The organism is Metaclostridioides mangenotii (assembly GCF_018917235.1).
Taxonomy (GTDB): domain Bacteria; phylum Bacillota; class Clostridia; order Peptostreptococcales; family Peptostreptococcaceae; genus Metaclostridioides.
Genome location: NZ_JAHLOF010000001.1, coordinates 583,037 through 602,096, shown reverse-complemented (window position 1 = coordinate 602,096; position 19,060 = coordinate 583,037). Strand labels below are relative to the sequence as shown.

General features: G+C 31.3%; 16 protein-coding genes and 2 other annotated features. Of the genes, 15 read left to right on the top strand and 1 reads right to left on the bottom strand.

Going from position 1 to position 19,060, the window contains the following annotated elements:
• The first annotated feature begins 267 nt into the window (after window positions 1-267).
• From KQI18_RS02840 to ileS, 13 genes are all read left to right on the top strand, one after another.
• Window positions 268-1,734 carry a sigma 54-interacting transcriptional regulator gene (locus tag KQI18_RS02840; RefSeq protein ID WP_330654347.1) on the top strand — a complete coding sequence of 489 codons (1,467 nt, stop codon included), beginning with the start codon at window positions 268-270 and terminating at the stop codon, window positions 1,732-1,734.
• Window positions 1,735-2,079: 345 nt separating this feature from the next.
• Window positions 2,080-3,339: a pyridoxal phosphate-dependent aminotransferase gene (locus KQI18_RS02835; RefSeq protein ID WP_216466125.1), complete on the top strand. Its 1,260-nt coding sequence runs from the start codon at window positions 2,080-2,082 to the stop codon at window positions 3,337-3,339.
• A 30-nt stretch (window positions 3,340-3,369) separates the two neighbouring features.
• Window positions 3,370-5,154, top strand: a complete 1,785-nt coding sequence (gene iorA / locus KQI18_RS02830; protein WP_216466124.1) for an indolepyruvate ferredoxin oxidoreductase subunit alpha — start codon at window positions 3,370-3,372, stop codon at window positions 5,152-5,154.
• A gap of 1 nt (window position 5,155) precedes the next feature.
• Window positions 5,156-5,731, top strand: a complete 576-nt coding sequence (locus KQI18_RS02825; protein ID WP_216466123.1) for an indolepyruvate oxidoreductase subunit beta — start codon at window positions 5,156-5,158, stop codon at window positions 5,729-5,731.
• Window positions 5,732-5,880: 149 nt separating this feature from the next.
• Window positions 5,881-6,957, top strand: a complete 1,077-nt coding sequence (buk, locus tag KQI18_RS02820; protein ID WP_216466122.1) for a butyrate kinase — start codon at window positions 5,881-5,883, stop codon at window positions 6,955-6,957.
• A 26-nt stretch (window positions 6,958-6,983) separates the two neighbouring features.
• The gene (gene brnQ / locus KQI18_RS02815; RefSeq protein ID WP_216466121.1) at window positions 6,984-8,273 is read left to right on the top strand and encodes a branched-chain amino acid transport system II carrier protein; all 1,290 of its coding nucleotides are present in this window, start codon (window positions 6,984-6,986) and stop codon (window positions 8,271-8,273) included.
• Between the two features lie 302 nt (window positions 8,274-8,575).
• The gene (locus KQI18_RS02810) at window positions 8,576-9,211 is read left to right on the top strand and encodes an HlyD family efflux transporter periplasmic adaptor subunit (RefSeq protein ID WP_216466120.1); all 636 of its coding nucleotides are present in this window, start codon (window positions 8,576-8,578) and stop codon (window positions 9,209-9,211) included.
• A gap of 8 nt (window positions 9,212-9,219) precedes the next feature.
• Window positions 9,220-9,927, top strand: a complete 708-nt coding sequence (locus tag KQI18_RS02805) for a YggS family pyridoxal phosphate-dependent enzyme (RefSeq protein WP_216466119.1) — start codon at window positions 9,220-9,222, stop codon at window positions 9,925-9,927.
• A gap of 55 nt (window positions 9,928-9,982) precedes the next feature.
• Window positions 9,983-10,441, top strand: coding sequence for a cell division protein SepF (locus tag KQI18_RS02800; protein WP_216466118.1), 459 nt, complete (start codon window positions 9,983-9,985; stop codon window positions 10,439-10,441).
• A 17-nt stretch (window positions 10,442-10,458) separates the two neighbouring features.
• Window positions 10,459-10,731, top strand: coding sequence for a YggT family protein (locus KQI18_RS02795; RefSeq protein ID WP_216466117.1), 273 nt, complete (start codon window positions 10,459-10,461; stop codon window positions 10,729-10,731).
• 6 nt (window positions 10,732-10,737) lie between these two features.
• The gene (locus KQI18_RS02790; RefSeq protein WP_216466116.1) at window positions 10,738-11,523 is read left to right on the top strand and encodes an RNA-binding protein; all 786 of its coding nucleotides are present in this window, start codon (window positions 10,738-10,740) and stop codon (window positions 11,521-11,523) included.
• 31 nt (window positions 11,524-11,554) lie between these two features.
• Window positions 11,555-12,160 (top strand): DivIVA domain-containing protein, encoded by a 606-nt coding sequence (locus KQI18_RS02785; RefSeq protein ID WP_216466115.1) that lies wholly within the window; start codon window positions 11,555-11,557, stop codon window positions 12,158-12,160.
• 89 nt (window positions 12,161-12,249) lie between these two features.
• Window positions 12,250-12,468 (top strand) — a binding site (T-box leader).
• Window positions 12,469-12,538: 70 nt separating this feature from the next.
• A complete protein-coding gene (ileS, locus tag KQI18_RS02780; protein ID WP_216466114.1) occupies window positions 12,539-15,649 on the top strand; it encodes an isoleucine--tRNA ligase in 3,111 nt (1,036 codons plus the stop codon).
• 93 nt (window positions 15,650-15,742) lie between these two features.
• On the opposite strand, the gene KQI18_RS02775 is transcribed toward ileS, so the two are convergent.
• Entirely contained in the window at window positions 15,743-16,819 is a 1,077-nt protein-coding gene (locus KQI18_RS02775; protein WP_216466113.1) for a M24 family metallopeptidase, read from the bottom strand.
• A 406-nt stretch (window positions 16,820-17,225) separates the two neighbouring features.
• On the opposite strand from KQI18_RS02775, the gene aroD reads away from it, so the two are divergent.
• Together aroD and KQI18_RS02765 are read left to right on the top strand one after the other, a co-directional pair.
• Window positions 17,226-17,984 (top strand): type I 3-dehydroquinate dehydratase, encoded by a 759-nt coding sequence (gene aroD, locus KQI18_RS02770; RefSeq protein ID WP_216466112.1) that lies wholly within the window; start codon window positions 17,226-17,228, stop codon window positions 17,982-17,984.
• 62 nt (window positions 17,985-18,046) lie between these two features.
• Window positions 18,047-18,282: a binding site (T-box leader), on the top strand.
• A 74-nt stretch (window positions 18,283-18,356) separates the two neighbouring features.
• Complete coding sequence (locus KQI18_RS02765; RefSeq protein ID WP_216466111.1) at window positions 18,357-19,052, top strand: 5'-methylthioadenosine/adenosylhomocysteine nucleosidase; 696 nt, start codon at window positions 18,357-18,359, stop codon at window positions 19,050-19,052.
• Window positions 19,053-19,060 lie beyond the last annotated feature (8 nt).

The window sequence follows — 19,060 nt, the reverse complement described above, 5'->3', positions numbered from 1 at the left end:
TTTTTATCTAAAAAATTCATTTTATATATATAGATTAGACAATTATTCCCTTGACTTATTTTAATATCATTTATTAGAAAAGCTTTGAAACTATATGACAATTGATTTAGGAGGTAGATTATTTTCAATAATAGTGTAGGAATAATAGTCTGTAGCAATGAGTCAAGATTAAGATTAGAAAAGATATTTAAAAGTTATGTAAAGCAACAGATTGTACTTATTGAAGTTTTTAATAATGTTAAATTAGAAGAGATTTTTATTAAGTTTGTGGATAAGGGCGTAGATGTAATTGTTGTTATAGCCGGAGGTGAGAACCTAATTTTCGAAAAAATAGGTGTGCCTATAATCAATTTAGATATAAAGACAGCTGATATTTTTAGGGCACTTTATATGTCAAAAAAATACTCAAAGACAGCTATCTTAACAGTAGACAATAAAAAAATAAACTCTGAGTATAAGTTGTTTAAAGAACTTTTAGACATCGATTTTGAAGAAGAATTCTTTAATTCTGAATCAGAAGTAAAAGATAGCATATTGAAGTATTTAGACAGAAAAAATGAAATAGTTATAGTTGGTGAATCTAATGTATGTATTTTTGCTGAAAAATATGGTATGGATAGTATAGCTGTTGAAATTTCAGAAAATTCTATAAAAGATACTGTTAATGTTATTTTAGATATGGCAAAACTTCAAGGTACAAGGAGTACAACTGGAATCGAACAGAGTAAAGATGGACTAAATTCCAGATATACTTTTAAGGATTTTAAATACAGAGATACGGTAACTAAAAATTTTATAAGTGAAGCAAAAATAGTCGGACAAACTGACTATACAATTCTTCTTTATGGTGAAAGTGGATCTGGAAAAGAGATTATAGCTCATAGTATACATAATATAAGTAAAAGAAGTTCAAATAATTTTGTGCCAATAAATTGTTCTGCAATTTCTGAAAGTTTATTAGAAAGTGAATTATTTGGGTATGAGGAAGGGGCATTTACTGGAGCGAAAAAAGGTGGAAAAAGAGGGTTGTTTGAATTGGCTAATAATGGAACTTTATTTTTAGATGAAATAAATACTCTTCCATTAAGTATACAGACTAAATTACTCAGAGTAATTGAAGAAAGGCAAATTATGAGGATTGGCTCAGATCATATAACTCCTCTTAATATTAGAATTATTGCTGCAACAAATGAGCCACTGATTGATAAAATTGAAAAAGGTGATTTTAGAGCAGATCTATTCTACCGATTGAGTAGTTTGGAACTAAATATACCCCCTTTAAGAGAAAGAAAAGAAGACATAGTTTTGCTGTTTAATAATTTTGCTTTTGAAACAATGAAAGAGAATAATATGGATAACTTGGAAAAACAAGATGTAATAAAACTTTCAGATAAGTATATAAAACTACTAAAAGATTATAACTGGCCAGGAAATGTTAGAGAATTAAAAAATATAGCTAGAAAGTATGTAATTACAGGCAAGATTGATATAGGAAAATTCAAAAATAGTTCACTTTATGTAGTGAAAAATACAGATGATTCCAAGAGTGGGAAACTTACATACAACATTGGAGAAATAAATAATTTAAATTTAGATATTAAGGAAATACAAAAATCTGTCGAAGTCAAAATAATTGATATGATGTTAGACCAGGGGTTATCAAAAAATGATGTTGCAAAAATTTTGGGTATAAGCAGAACATCTCTATGGAAAAAATACAATCAACATGTTTAATATTTAAAAGTATTACAAATAAATGTTGTATATTAATAATTATAATATGCATTAACTAATTTAATTTGTAGAGAGAATATAAAGTTAAATTATTAATTATATAGTTTCAATATTTTAATGTTAAGATAAATTAACATATGTTAATTTATCTTAACATTATTTCTTTCTATAGAAAAAATTAGTTAACAATTAAAATAGAAAATTCAGAAAATTGCACCTTTCCCTAATGATATTAATACCTAAATAAAAATATAATTAAATAATTAATGTTTCAATTATGAAATTTATAGATGGCATATTAATTGCTCAATGTATATTGAATATACTATATAAAGGAGTGATTATATGAATTCAAGTATGGCTGCAAAACATGCAATATGGCCTAGAAATAAAGATATTATATTTGGTTTAGCGGGAAGAGCACAGGAGGCTGAGAGTAATTTTGGCAGGGAAAACGTTATCAACGCAACCCTTGGGTCGATTGTAGACGATGATGGTAAGATAGTTGCCTTAAAAACTGTGTATGATGAATATAAGTCGCTTGACAATGCTGAATTTTGCGCATACGCATCTATTGAAGGACAGCCTGATTATCTTGAAGCAGTAAAGAAGGCTTGCTTTAAAGGCTACGCTCCAGAGGGGTATATAAAAGCAGTTGCATCACCTGGAGGAAGTGGAGCTATTAAGCTAGCTCTTTGGAATTATACTGATTATGGGGATAGTGTTATAACATCAGATTGGTACTGGGGATCTTACGATAGTATTGCAGAAGAAGGGGGAAGAAGTGTTGTAACTTATAAACTTTTTGATGAAAATGGTGGATTTAACTTCCCATCTTTTAAAGAACGATTTCTCGATTTATCAAAAAAACAAGATAGAATATTTACTATCATAAATACACCAGCTCACAATCCAACTGGCTATAATGTTACTGAAGATGAGTGGGATAAAATTTTAAAACTAGCAAAAGAAGTTTCTAAAGATGAAAATAAGAAGATAATATTTTTAGTTGATGTAGCATATATTGATTATGCAGGTGATGATAAACAAAGTAGAGGGTTCTTTAAGAAATTTTCAAACTTGCCTGACAATATTTTTACAATTGTTGCCTATAGTATGTCAAAAGGATTTACAGCATATGGAATGAGGATGGGGGCGATAATTGGAATCAGTTCAAATTCTGAAGTAGTTGAAGAATTCTACTATTCATGTACTCACACTTGTAGAGCTACTTGGTCAAACTGCAATAGAAGTGCGATGACATTATTGTCGAATATAATTAACAATCCAGAAAAAATGGTTGAATATGAGGCTGAAAAAGAAAAGTATAAAAAGTTATTAGAAGTTCGCGCTAAAGCTTTTGTAGATGAATCTGAAAAAATAGGACTTGAAATACTACCTTACAGGGTTGGATTCTTTATAAGTATACCTTGTGATGATCCGATGGGGGTTGTAGAAGAGTTGACAAAACATAACTTATTTGCAGTCCCATTGGAGATGGGAGTTAGGTTTGCAATTTGTTCTGTTGCTGAAGATAAATGTAAAGCATCTCCTAAGATTATAAAGAGTGTACTTGAAGAGATGGTACCAAGTGGAAATATGTAATTAATTTATAAGGTGATGGAGGAATTTATTATGAAGAAATTAATGACGGGAAATGAAGCTATAGCTCGAGGCGTATATGAAGCAGGAGTAAAATATGCTTCGGCTTATCCAGGTACTCCTAGTACTGAAATATTAGAGAATATAGCATTATATAAAGACGATATAGTAGCTGAATGGGCTCCAAATGAAAAAGTAGCGCTTGAGGCTGCTGTAGGAGGTTCTCTAGCTGGAGCTAGAACGTTTTCGTCTATGAAACACGTAGGTGTTAACGTAGCTGCAGATCCTCTATTCACATACTCTTATATAGGTGTAAATGGTGGGTTGGTTTTACTATCTGCAGATGAGCCGGGGATGTATTCTTCTCAAAATGAGCAAGATAACAGGAACTATGCTAAATTTGCAAAAATTCCTTTACTTGAGCCTTCAAATAGTCAAGAGGCAAAAGATATGGTAAAACTTGCCTATGAAATTAGCGAAGAGTTTGATACTCCAGTTTTATTTAGAACTACAACTAGACTAGCACATTCTAAGAGTATGGTAGATTGTTACGATAGAGAAAATGTTGAAATAAAAGAATATATAAAGAATGTTCAGAAAACTGTCACAGTTCCGGCAATTGCCCAAAAGAGAAGAGTTATAGTTGAAGAAAGAACTAAAAAATTATATGAATTCGCAAATAAATCAGAATTAAACTTTTTTGAGATGAACAATACTGAAATAGGAGTTATAACTTCAGGTATGTGTTACAATTTTGCTAGAGAAGTATTTGGTGATAGCGTTTCATATATGAAGCTAGGATTTACTAATCCAATGCCTATAGATAAAATAAGAGAGTTTGCCGGTAAAGTTAAAAAAATATACATAATTGAAGAAAATGATCCTTTTATAGAAGAGCAATTAAAGGCAAATGGTATAGATTGTCTAGGAAAAGATTTATTCCCACCTTATGGTGAAATGACTCCTGACGTAATTAGAAAATCTGTTTATGGTGAATCAAATAATACTTTAGAATACAAAAAAGATCTTGTAGTACCGAGACCTCCAAGTTTTTGCGCTGGATGTCCACATAGAGGTTTCTTCTACGCACTAGGAAAGAGAAAAAATGTAGTAGTTTCAGGTGATATAGGATGTTATTCACTAGGGTTTGCAGGACCTTATAATGCACTGGATTGGATTGTTTGTATGGGTGCAAGTTTAAGTTCTGGGCATGGGGCTCAAAAAGTATTTAATATGAATAAGGACAACAAGAAGAGAGTTGTGGGCGTACTAGGTGATTCTACTTTCTTCCATACAGGAATCAATTCACTTTTAGATGTTGTCTACAATAAAGGAAATTCAATATCAGTAATTTTAGACAATAGGATTACAGGTATGACTGGTCACCAAGAAAATCCAGGAACAGGATATACGCTCCAAGGAGATCCAACTACAGAAATTGATATAGAGGCATTAGTAAGAGCATGTGGAATTAAAAATGTTAGAGTAATAGATCCAAATAATCTAAAAGAAGTAAATCAGACATTAGACTGGGCTATAGCACTGGACGAACCGTCAGTGATAATTACTAGATGGCCTTGTGCACTTAAAAAATTCTCAGACGAAGATAAAGCGGAATTTAAACCGTTATTTACAACAAAAAATAGAGTAGACCATGAACTTTGTATAGGATGTAAAATGTGTACTAAGACTGGCTGTCCAGCAGTAGTATTTGATAACGAAAAGAAAAAATCAAATATAGATAGAGATCAGTGTGTTGGTTGTAATGTATGTGCACAAGTTTGTCCAAAAGACGCAATAGTTAAGGAGGAGAATTAATATGACTAAGAGTATACTTTTAGTAGGTGTTGGTGGTCAAGGTACAATCCTTGCAAGTAAGCTTCTAACTACAGGTCTATTAGAGGCCGGATACGATGTTAAAATGAGTGAAATACATGGAATGAGTCAAAGAGGTGGATCTGTTTCTTCGCAAGTTAGATATGGGGCAGAAGTTTTTTCACCAGTAATAGAAATTGGTGGAGCTGATATATTAGTGTCTTTTGAAAAGATGGAAACACTTAGATGGGTAGAGTATCTAAAACCCAATGGCAAGATAATTTCAAATAATTTTAGAATAAACTCGATACCTGTTTTAACAGGGGCTGCAGAGTATCTGGAAAAAAATATTGATGAAGAGTTAGAGAGATTAAATGCTAAAGTCGTTGATGCTGGTAAAAAAGCAACAGAACTTGGAAACTCTAAGGTAATGAATATAATTCTTTTAGGCAGCTTGGTTAAGATGATGAAGTTAGAGGATATAAATTGGGAAAAGATTATTAGAGAAAATGTAAAAGAAAAATTTATAGATATAAATATCAAAGCTTTCGGTTTAGGCAAGGATTTAGCAAGTATATAGTATTGCTTTACTAAAAATTATCTAGATTTATCACAAACGTGAAGCATAAGAAAGTAATTTCAAAATAAGGGGCATATTCTAATTCAAATACACTTTAATCAGTCTATTTGAATTAGAAATGTCTAAGAATAGGGAAAGGGAGTAGAAATATGTCTTATAGAATTTTAGCCGTAAATCCAGGGTCTACATCTACAAAAATTGCTGTTTATGACAATGATATTCTGAAAATGTCCAGCTCTATAGAGTATCCTTCAGAAGAGGTAGATAAATATAAAAGGGTATTTGACCAATTTAAAATGAGGAAAGAGTCCGTTTTAAAAGCGTTAGATGAAAATAATATAGATGTAAGCACAATTAATGCTGTAGTCGGAAGAGGAGGAGCGCTTCCACCAGTAAAATCGGGAGCTTATAAAGTAAATGATGAAATGCTTGATTATCTAGAAAATAGAGCAATTTTAGAACATGCATCAAACTTGGGTGCAGTTATAGCTAGTTCAATTGCAAAGCCATTACAAATTGACGCATTTATTTATGATTCGGTGGCAGTTGACGAGATGGAAGATATAGCTAGAGTTACTGGGATTAAGGATGTTGAGCGATCTAGCACAGGACATGCATTAAATACAAGGGCAATGGCACTTAAGTATGCTAAAGATTCACATAAAGATTATAAAAACTTAAACTTAATTGTAGCTCATGTAGGTGGTGGAGCTACAATATATCTACATAAAAAAGGGAAAATGGTTGATATGTTGTCAGATGATGAAGGGCCATTTTCACCTCAACGATCTGGTAGAATTCCAGGAACAAAGTTAGCAAAAATGTGTTTTTCTGGAGAGTATTCACAATCAGAAATACTTAAAATGATAAGGGGTAAAGGTGGTATTGTTTCACACTTGAATACTGCAGATGTAAGAGATGTAGAAAAGAAGATAGAAGATGGTGATGCGAGGGCAAAATTAATATATGATGCTATGATATATCAAATAGCCAAAGGAATTGGAGAAATGGCCACAGTAGTTAATGGTTATGTAGATGCAATAATTATTACAGGAGGAATAGCTTATTCTAAAAAATTCACGTCTGAACTTGAAGAAAGAGTTAAGTTTTTATCTCATGTTGAAATTATGCCTGGTGAGAATGAACTTGAATCACTAGCATATGGAGTGCTTAGAGTATTAAGGAAAGAAGAGTCTTATTGGGAATTTAAAGAAACTAAATATTAACCTTTTTAAAGATTGGGGGAACAATCATGAGCAAACAGATGAAAGATATTATAATCGTTGGATTCGCACTTTTTTCTATGTTTTTTGGGGCAGGTAACTTACTGTTTCCGCCGTATTTAGGCTTAGTGTCTGGACAGAGCTGGCTAGTATCAATATTTGCTTTTGTACTTGCAGATGCTGGTATTGCACTTTTAGTTATAATTGCATCTGCGAAGTGTTCTGGTAGTTTGGATGATATATTATCTAGATCAGGAAAGACCTTGGCAAGAATAATTAGTATTGCGGCTCTATCGTGTCTTGCATTATTAGTTATACCTAGAACGGCAGCAACTACATATGAGATGGGGATAACACCTATCATAGGTGAGTATGGAAGTATAGCTAGAATTATTGCTTCAGTTGTATTTTTTGCTCTTACATTAGTACTTACAATAAAGGGGTCAAGGGTTATAGATATAATTGGAAAATTTTTAACACCAGCCTTATTATTAATATTATTTTTACTTATAATGAAGGGAGTAATTTCACCGATTGCAGAAGCAAATCCTGGGCAATTGATAGAAGACAACTTGTTTGCAGTTGGATTTACACAGGGGTATCAGACGATGGATGCTTTAGGTGCCGCATCTATGGCGACAATCATGTTATTGTCTTTGGCTCATAAAGGTTATACGGATGAAAAAGAAAAAATAGGAATGACGATTAAATCAGGCATAGTAGCTTGTGTATTTTTAGGACTAGTATATGGAGGTCTAGCATTTTTAGGCTCAACGGTTTCTACAATGTTTGGAACAGATGTACCCCAAGCTTCTTTATTAGTAGAAATAACAAATCTATTGTTTGGGTATACTGGTAAAGTTATACTAGGAGTTATTGTGGCATTAGCGTGTTTAACAACATCTATAGGACTTACTTCTGCTATTTCAAATTATTTTGCAGGTATAACTAAATTGACTTACGAACAGTATGTTATAGGAATTTGCGTTGCTAGTACAGTTATAGCAAACTTAGGTGTCGATTTTATCATAAATTTTTCAGTGCCAATACTACAGTTAGTTTATCCAGTGCTTCTTGTCTTAGTTTTAATGACTCTTGCAGGGGCATATATAAAAAATGACAATGCATTTAAAGGCGCAGCGTATGCAACGTTAACTACGAGTGCATTGAATGTAATATACAGTATGACTGGAAATTTTGAATTTATAAACAACCTTCCACTAACGAATTTAGGATTTAACTGGGTATGTCCAGCTATTGTATTTGGATTAATTGGGGTATTTATTAAGAGTTCTAATAAATCCAAAGCTAATGTATAAGTTATAAAAAGTTTCCTCTATGCTATATTATGTTCTTAGCGTAGAGGAACTTTTTAGATTAAATACGCAAAATAAAAAGATATTAAATACATAATCAGAGATAGACTTATAAAAAGTCTAATAAAGATGGAATTAGTAAATTATTTTTCAAAGGATATTATGTCAACAAGCAGAAATAATTAGTAAGAAGGATATTAATCTTCTATTGAATGACTATATTTAGATAATGATAATTCTTATCTATATAATTGATATTGTTTTTTATATATAGGTATGATGATAAGATTATAGGGGGAGTGACCTTGAAAAAAATCAACAAATCTAGAGTTTTAATTTTAGGACTGATAGTTTATTTATTTTTTTATGTTGTTGTATTTTTTATTGGAATAAATATAAATCTTTTGACAGTTGAAGCTAAGGAATTTGACTTGAAAAGTAGTGTAAAAGGGATAGTAGAGAAAGATGTTAACAGTGAAAAAACTTTTTTTACTACGTACATAGATGATAAATCTATAAAAAAATATGAAGAAGGTCAAAACGTAGTAATTGAGTATGATGGAGTAAATATTGATGCAAATGTATACAAAATTTACCTTAGTGCGGGAAAAAACTTGCTTAGATTAAAAATAAATGACGAAAATGTTGTAAATTACAATACAAGCGACCGAGAATTTGATATAATATATAAGCATATAGACTGTTTTAGGATACCTAAGACTTCAGTTAGAATAAAAAATAATAAGCAAGGTGTGTTTGTTGTAGATGAAGAATACCAACGTGCAAAATTCAAGTATCTAGAGAATATAATTCATGAAGACGATAATTATGTTTATGTAGATTATTATAAAAATGAAAAAGAAAAATCTGATACAGTAAATTTGCACAATAGGATCATTTTAAAACCTAATAGTATAAACACAAATATAAGAATAAAGTAGGTGGTAAAATGGAGTCTATTAAAGAAAATTTGTTTGAAATTAGAAAGTCTATAAAGAAGGCTGCCGAAAAAGCAGGTCGATTAGAAGAAGAAGTTACTCTATTAGCTGTTACTAAAACTGTAGAAATAGATGCTATAGAAGAAGCAGTGGCAAATGGAGTTACAGAAGCTGGTGAAAATAAGCCACAGGAGCTTGTCAGAAAGTTTGATGTTATTGGGGATAAAGTAAATTGGCACCTAATAGGTTCTTTACAGACAAATAAAGTAAAGTATATAATCGATAAAGTAGATATGATACATTCTTTGGATAGGATTTCTCTAGCAAAAGAAATTCAAAAGCAGGCTGAAAAGCAAGATAGAACTATTAAATGTCTAGTTCAGGTAAATATATCTAAAGAAGAGTCCAAACACGGTATATATAGAGAAGATGTCGTAGATTTTGTTAAGGAAGTTTCTATTAATTTTAAAAATATTAAAATTGAAGGCATGATGACAATGGCGCCATTTACAGAGAATGAACATGAAGTAAGAAACGTATTTAAAGGTTTAAAAGAACTATCAAATGAGATAAAGAATCTAAATATACCAAATGTCAATATGGATGTTTTATCTATGGGTATGAGTCATGATTATAAAATAGCCATTGAAGAAGGGGCAACTATAGTAAGAGTAGGGACTTCGATATTTGGGAAAAGAGATTATAGTATAAATAAGTAATTTAGTATAAAAAAGGTAAAAAATAAGAATTATATTAACTAAGGAGGTCTAAACAGTGGGAGATGGAATAATAACAAAATTCAAAAATTGGATAGTAGAGGAAGATGAAGAGTTTATAGAAGAAGAATACGATGAAAGTGTGGAGCCTGTTGTTGGGGAAGAGGATTTAAGCAGTGCTTTCAGCGCAACTAAGGGAAGTAAAATAGTGAATTTACATACAGCAAATCAAATGAAGGTTGTAATTGTTGAACCTAAAGTATATGATGATGCAGCTACAATAGCGGATCATTTAAAACAAAGAAGAGCTGTAATAGTAAACCTAGAAGGTCTAGCTAGTACAGAAGTGCGTAAATCTATTTTCAACTTTATGAACGGTGCTGTTTATGTGTTAGATGGAAGCATACAAAAGGTTTCTAAATCAATATTTATATTAGCTCCGAATAACGTGGATATAGACGCTAACATGAAAAAAGAGTTAGAGAGTAAAGCATTTTTCCCTTGGCAAAATAAATAATAAAAGGTGGTTGAAACATGGGAAGTATACAATTTACTATCTTAAATGTTTTATTGAAACTTATTGAGATATTGACTTGGGCTATAGTTATTAAAAGTCTTATGACTTGGTTTCCTGGCGGAAGGCAAAGTAAAATATACGATTTTTTAGATACATTGACATACCCAATAGAAAATCCAATAAGAAATTTAATGTATAAATATACTAATGGGCCTATAGATTTTTCTCCGATGATTGCGATATTGGTATTGATTGTTATTGAAAGGATAATAATATCTATTTTTATTTAATAAATTATGGACAAACTAACATTAACAAATCATATAAAAGATATAGACTTAAAAAATAAGATGTTTAAAGTTATCGATAAGGCAAATAGATGCTTGAAAAACTATGATATAAGATATACAGAATTTTTAAATCCATATGAAGTTAATAATGCTATTTCAATACTAAACTCGTTTAACGATCTAAAATATAGTTTCGATGGTGGATTTGACGGGGCTGAAAGATGCGTAGTGTCTATATATCCTCACTATATGGAACATGATGATGTAGAAGCTGGAATTAAGTTTTTACAAGTAGAGGGTAACTTTAAATTTAAGAGTATTTCGCATAAAGATTATCTAGGCGCAATCTTAAACTTAGGGATTAAAAGAGAGAAAATTGGAGATATAATTATACACGACGATTTTTGTCAAGTTGTAGTCGACAAGGAAATTTGTGATTTTTTGATCATAAATTTAGAAAAAGTCTCTAGAAATACTGTAAGAGTTACAGAGATTTCAAGAGATGAGCTTGTCATGTCCGAGCCAAAATATAAAGAAAAAAGTATGACTGTTCAGTCTGAGAGACTAGACTGCGTAATAAGTGCGGTATATGATATATCGAGACAGGATAGTCAAAAATATATAAATTCTAGCAAAGTTAACGTAAACTTTGAGTGTATATCCTCTAAAACGAGAACAATAAAAAGTGGAGATTTAATTTCTGTTAGAGGAAAAGGCAGGATAGAGATAGAAGATATAGGTGAACAAACTAAAAAGGGGCGCCTCAAATTAAAAGTGAGGTTACTTGTTTAAGTAATAATTATTGTAGCAGGGAGGAAAATCGATGTTAACTCCAATGGATATAGAAAACAAAGAGTTTAAAAAAGGGTTAAGGGGCTATAGAGAAGAAGACGTTGATGAATTTTTAGACATTGTTAAAGAAGACTATGAACAGATAACAAATGAAAATAGAAATTTAAAAGATAAGCTTTCGATGTATCAAGATCAAATAAACAAATACGAGAACATCGAAGAAACGCTAAAAGCAACTTTGATAACAGCACAAAGTACTGCAGAAGACACTTGCAGTGCAGCAAATAAAAAAGCTAAGATAATTGTTGAAGAAGCTGATCTAAAAGCTAGACAAATTATTGAACAAGCTAATAATCGTGTTGTTGAAATAAGAAAAGAGTATGATTCTCTAGTAAAGGAATTTAAGATATTTAGAAATAAATTCAAATCTTTACTTGAAGAAGAGACTAGGAGTATAGATGAAATATTCTACGATGTAGATGATAATTGTGGAAATATATTTGAAGGTACAGCAGTGTACAAGTATGAAAATACAAGTTTGAAGAATATTGATAAATTTGCATCAACAGATTCTGAATCTAATATTAATATTGAAAAATCTGCAGATATTGATGATGAAGCAGCTACTACTCTGTAGTAATTGCCAGAAAATTTTATATTTTAAAATAATGTATTGACGATTTCAAAAATATGATATATAATTTCGTAGTATACACATCAATAGAAACAAAGACAAAGATGGAGACAGTAAACTTTAAGCGATTTTACAGAGAATTGGGTTAGCTGAGAGCCAATAAGTTTAATAAAGTTGAAGATCACTCCTAAGTTGCAGGCTGAACGATTAAATCTAATAAGCTGTGCCGGGTAATTCCGTTAAAGATGCCAGAGTGCTAGGCAATTTTGTCTAGAATTAGGGTGGTAACGCGACTACAACTCGTCCCTTATATTTTTATAAGGTGACGAGTTTTTTTAGTTTCAAAATATTATATTAAAAATAACAGAAAGGGTGATATATATGGCAAAATTTAAGCAACTATTTGACGGAACTGTAAGTCAGGCAGAAGAAAATGTATTTGATTACTGGCAAAACATGAACTTACTTGATAGAACACTAGAAAAGGGTGAAAATGATCCAAGTTACGTATTCTATGAGGGGCCTCCAACTGCTAACGGAAATCCTGGTGTACACCACGTTTTATCGAGAACTTTAAAAGACTCAATGTGTAGATACAAAACAATGAGTGGATACCAAGTAAAGAGAAAAGCAGGTTGGGATACTCATGGATTACCTGTTGAGATACAAGTTGAGAAAGAATTAGGATTAACAAGTAAACAACAAATTGAGGAATATGGAATAGCTGAATTCAACCAAAAATGTAGAGAGTCAGTTTTCTCTTTTGAGAAGCAATGGAGAAAAATGAGTGATAGAATGGCATTTGAAGTTGATTTAGATAATCCATATATCACACTTGAAAATGATTATATAGAAACAGTATGGTGGATACTAGATAAATTTAATAAAGAGGGTTATATATACGAAGGGCATAAAATACTTCCATACTGCCCAAGATGTGGAACAGGTCTTGCATCCCATGAGGTTGCTCAAGGATACAAAGAAATAAAAAATAATACATTAGTAGCAAAATTCAAGAGAAAAGATACTGAAAATGAGTATTTCTTAGCATGGACTACTACTCCTTGGACATTACCATCAAATGTAGCTTTAACAGTTAATCCTGACGTTGACTATATAAAAGCTAAAAAGAGTGAAGAAATATACTATGTAGCTAAAGCATTAGCAGATAAAGTTTTAGGTGAAGATTATGAAGTATTAGAGACTATGAAAGGTAAAGATTTAGAGTACATCGAGTATGAACAATTAATGCCTTTTGTAGAAGCAGACAAAAAAGCTTTCTTTGTAACATTAGGTGATTACGTCACAACAGAAGATGGTACTGGTATAGTTCATACAGCACCAGCTTTTGGAGAAGATGACTACAATGTAGGAAGAAAGTATGGTTTGCCAGTTTTACAACCAGTTGATGAAACAGGAAAATTTACATCAACTCCATGGGAAGGCAAATTTGTAATGGAAGATGGGCTAGACGTTGAAATAATTAAGTGGTTAGCAAAAGAAAATAAACTTCATAGTAAGGAGAAAGTTGAGCATAACTACCCTCACTGCTGGAGATGTCAAACTCCACTACTATACTATGCTAAGCCAAGCTGGTATATAGAGATGACAAAACTAAAAGATAAATTAATAGAAAACAACAATACAGTAGAATGGTATCCAGCATTCGTTGGAGAAAAGAGATTTGGTAACTGGTTAGAAAATCTAAATGACTGGGCAATATCTAGAAGTAGATATTGGGGGACTCCTTTCCCAATCTGGAGATGTGAGTGTGGTCATATAGAGTCAGTTGGATCAAGAGCAGAACTTGCTGAAAAAGCTGTAGAAGAAGTGGATGCTAAAACTATAGAACTACACAGACCATATGTTGATGATGTACATCTTAAATGTGACAAATGTGGGGGATCAATGACAAGGGTATCTGATGTTATAGATTGTTGGTTTGATAGTGGTTCAATGCCATTTGCACAACATCATTATCCATTTGAAAATAAAGAGAGATTTGAAGAATTATTCCCAGCGGACTTTATATCTGAAGGTATAGATCAAACTAGAGGATGGTTCTATTCATTATTAGCTATATCAACTTTTGTAATGGGTAAAGCACCTTACAAGAGAGTTCTAGTTCCTGACCTAGTATTGGATAAAGATGGTAAAAAAATGAGTAAGTCTAGAGGAAACACTGTAGATCCAATGCTACTGTTTGAAGAATATGGGGCAGATGCAGTAAGATTCTATCTACTTTATGTATCTCCACCATGGACACCAACTAAATTTGATAAAGAGGGATTAAAAGAAATCCAAAGCAAGTTTATAGGAACAATGAAGAATGTGTATAACTTCTTTACTTTATATGCAAATATGGATGAAGTTGACCCTAGTGAATTCTTCGTTGAATACAAAGATAGACCTGAATTAGACAGATGGATACTATCAAAATTCAACAACTTGTTAAAACAAGTAGAAAAGGATTTAGATATATTTGAATTAAATAAAGTTTTAAGAATGATGTTAGACTTTATAAATGATGATCTTTCTAACTGGTACATCAGAAGATCTAGAAGAAGATTCTGGGCTACTGAACTTACAGAAGATAAAAAAGCTGTTTATAATACAACTTACGAGTTGTTGACAGGTATATGCAAAATGATAGCTCCATTTGCACCATTCATGTCAGAAGAATTATTCAGAAACTTGACTGGAGAGGAATCGGTTCATCTAGCAAATTATCCAAGAGTGAATGATAGTTTAATAGATGTTAAATTAGAAGAAAAAATGGATTTAGCAAAAGATCTTGTAACTCTAGGAAGAGCTTCAAGAGAATCGGAAAAAATAAAAGTTCGTCAGCCACTTCAAAAAGTATTAGTTGACGGAAAATACGAAACTTTAATAGGAGATCTAGTAGATCTAATAAAAGAAGAGCTTAACGTTAAAGAAGTAGTATTTGAAAAAGATCTTGGAGAATTTATGAACTTTAGTTTAAAACCAAACTTTAAAGAAGTTGGTCCAGTGCTTGGAAGCAAAATAGGAGCTTTCACTAAAGCGTTAAATGGATTAGATGGACATGAAGTTGTAACAAAATTAGAAAATGGTGATAAATTAACTGCGGACTTAGACGGCGAAGCTTTTGAATTTGGAAAAGAAGCAGTTCTTACAAATATAACGGCCAAAGAAGGCTTCAATGTAGTTTTAGAAAATAATCTATTCGTTATATTAGATACTAAGATGACTGATGATTTAAAGAATGAAGGATTCGCAAGAGAGTTTGTATCTAAGGTACAACAACTTAGAAAGTCTAACGATTTTGAAGTACTTGACAATATAACTGTTGACTATTGCGCTGATGATGAAATAGCAGCAGCAGTGGAGAACTTTAAAGAATATATCAAATCTGAAACTCTTGCTTTAGAGTTAAACAGAGTAGACGATGAGTCAATTGAAAAACAAAATCTTAATGATCATATGACTGGTATAAAGGTTACTAGAAAATAAAAAATATTTATCATTTAAAAAGTCAGGAAACTTAAGTTTCCTGACTTTATTATTTTACATCACTTTAATTTGTTACTCATATATTAGCTTTAATTAACCAACTACACAGATTTCTTTTGGATGACTATTTAGTATTTCACATCCGTCTTCTGTAACTAATACTAGATCTTCTATTCTAACACCAAGATCTCCAGATAGATATATTCCAGGTTCTATTGAGAATATCATTCCTGGTTTAACCTCATCAGTGTTTATAGCAGAAACGTCACCTTTATCATGACATTCTAGTCCTATAGAGTGACCAGTTCTGTGAGTAAAGTACTCCCCATAACCTTTTTCTGTTATGTAGTCACGAGCAGCTGCATCTATATCACAGAATCTTACTCCTGGTTTGATTATAGCTTCAGCTCTTTTGTTAGCTTCAAGAACTATTTCAAATATCTCTCTACCTTTTTCTGGTATTTCTTTATAGAATACTGTTCTAGTCATATCAGCACAATAGTTGTCTTTAACACAACCTATATCTAATATTACAGTATCTCCAGGTTTAGGAAGATCATTTCCTGGCACTCCATGTGGGTTTGCTGCGTTTGCACCAAATCCTATTATTGGATCAAATGAGAATCCATCAGCTCCAAGATCTTCATATATTTTTGATAGTATACCAACTAATTGTTTTTCTGTACGGTCACCTGTTACAGCTTCTTTAAGCTTAGCCATACTTTGATCGTTTAATTTAGATGCAAGTCTCATTGCTTCTTTTTCTTCTTCATCTTTGAACATTCTAAGTGTGTCTATTATGTAAGAAGTGTTTATAAATTTACTTCCTCCACCTAATTCCATTAAGTTTAATAAGAATCTAGCTGGCCAGTTTTTATCAACACCCATAGGAGCATTCTTTTCTACTTCTTTAGTAATTATTTCTATAGGATTTTGATTGTCAGTAAAGTAAACGATTTCTATACCTAAATCTTGAGGTATTGGGAACAGTTCATTTATATATAATTTATGATTTCCATTCACGTTTAAGTAAAGTGATAGTAATCTTTCACCTGGATGAACTAATTCACCTGTTAAATAGTATATTGATGTTGGGTCACTCACTAGCATTTGTGTTAGATTGTCTTTTTTCATTTGTTCTAAAACTGCGTTTAATCTTTGAGTTTTCATATATTTATTCCTCCTAAGTATAATTAACCACACTTTAATTTTAGCACTAATATTATGAAAAAAGTATATATTTATAAAAAATATTATAATAAAATATAATTGTAATATTACGAATAATCTGATATAATTTCAGCTTAATTAATTATTTATATTAATATAATCACTATGATATATTAGTGTAAAAGGACTTCATTTTGGATAGAGGAAGAAGAGAGATGGAAGATTGAGCAATCTTGATTTTAGAGAAGTGAAATAATATATACATAATTTAAGTATAAGTTAAAGTAAATAGTGAAAAATATATACTAACATAGTAAAATAAAGTATATAAAACTATACAAATTATATCGTAGTTATTGTTTTTATCGTTGATAATACATAGATGATTAGCGGAGGAATTAAGAATATGAATACTGTGACAGTAAAAAATATAGTCTTTGGAGCTGGAAAGCCTAAAGTTTGTGTCCCAATAGTCGGAAGAAATTTACCATCATTAAAAGAAGAGGCAAAATTGCTAAAGAATCTTGAAGCAGATCTTATTGAATGGAGAGTCGATTTCTTTGAGGAAGTAACAAATATAGAGGAAGCTATTAAAGCGTTATTTGTGATAAAGAAAGAAATAGATGAGATACCGTTATTGTTTACCTTTAGAAGTGAAAAAGAAGGTGGTGAACAATGTATAGAAGATGAGTTCTACTTCAAATTATACGAAGAAATAATAAAAATAGGTGAAGTGGATATAATTGATATAGAGCTATTTAATGAAGAAGCTTCGTTAAAAAAATTAATAAAAAGTGCACATAGAAGTGGAGTAAAGGTAATTATATCTAACCATGATTTTGAAAAAACGCCATCTGAAGAAGAAATAATTTCAAGGCTTTGTAAAATGCAAAATTTAGGAGCCGACTTACCCAAAATTTCTGTTATGCCAAATAGCTCAGACGATGTTTTAACGCTTTTAGCAGCTACAAATACTATGAATAAAAAATTTGCTAAAAGACCTATAATAACCATGTCGATGGGGAGTTTAGGTGTGATAAGTAGGTTATCTGGTGAGGTATTTGGGTCTTGTATGACATTTGGATCAGCAAAGTTTATAAGTGCTCCAGGACAAGTCGATGTAAAAGAACTTATGGATATATTGGAAGTATTACATATTAACTAATATATAGTTGACAATTTAAACTCGAAAGCATATCATAAAAATATATAATCAAAAATTAATATATAATTCCTGAGAAGAGGAGTAGTAGTTAAATATAGTATCAATCCAGAAAGCAGAGAACGATGAGAGCTCGCAAGAATTATTTAATGAATGGACCTTAGAGGTATTAAGTGAACTTATATTGCATTAGTAAGTATAAAATTAGCTTAAATCGTAGCTGAGCGTTAAATCAGAACTAGAGAGGCATATATGTTATATGCAATTTAGGTGGTACCACGGATATATATCCGTCCTATTTATTTAGGGCGGATTTTTTAATTTTAAATATTTTAATATAAGCAAAAGATAAAAGAAAAAAGGAGATATATTTATATGAATACTATAGGAATTATTGGAGCAATGGATGAAGAAGTTAGCATACTTTTGGAACTTATGGAAGTCAAAAAAACAATAAATAAAGCTAGTTTAGAATTCAATCAAGGAGTTATAGAAGAAAGAGATGTTGTATTAGTTAAATGTGGAATAGGTAAAGTAAATGCGGCGTTATGTGCACAGATACTTATTAGTGAGTTTGGAGTAGATGCTGTTGTTAACACAGGAGTGGCTGGAGCTCTAAATGAACAGCTAGATGTGAATGACATTGTAATATCAACTGATGCAGTAGAACACGATTTTGATGCTATAGCGTATGACTATCCAAAGGGGGTTATACCTCGTATGGAGACTTCTGTATTTAAAGCTGATGAAAGATTAATTGAGGCAGCTTATAATTCATCTATAAACAGTACTAAACATAATGTCTTCAAAGGAAGAATTGCAACAGGGGATATATTTATAGCATCTAGAGAGTTAAAAGATTCAATAGTAAAAGATTTTGGAGCTTATTGCGGAGAGATGGAAGGTGGAGCAATAGCACATGTATGTTATTTAAACAACACACCATTTGTAATAATAAGAGCAATGTCTGATAAGGCTGATGATAGTGCAAATGTAACATATGACGAATTCGTAATAGAAGCAGCACATAACTCAAAAGATATAGTATTAAACATGTTAAAATCAATATAATTTAATAA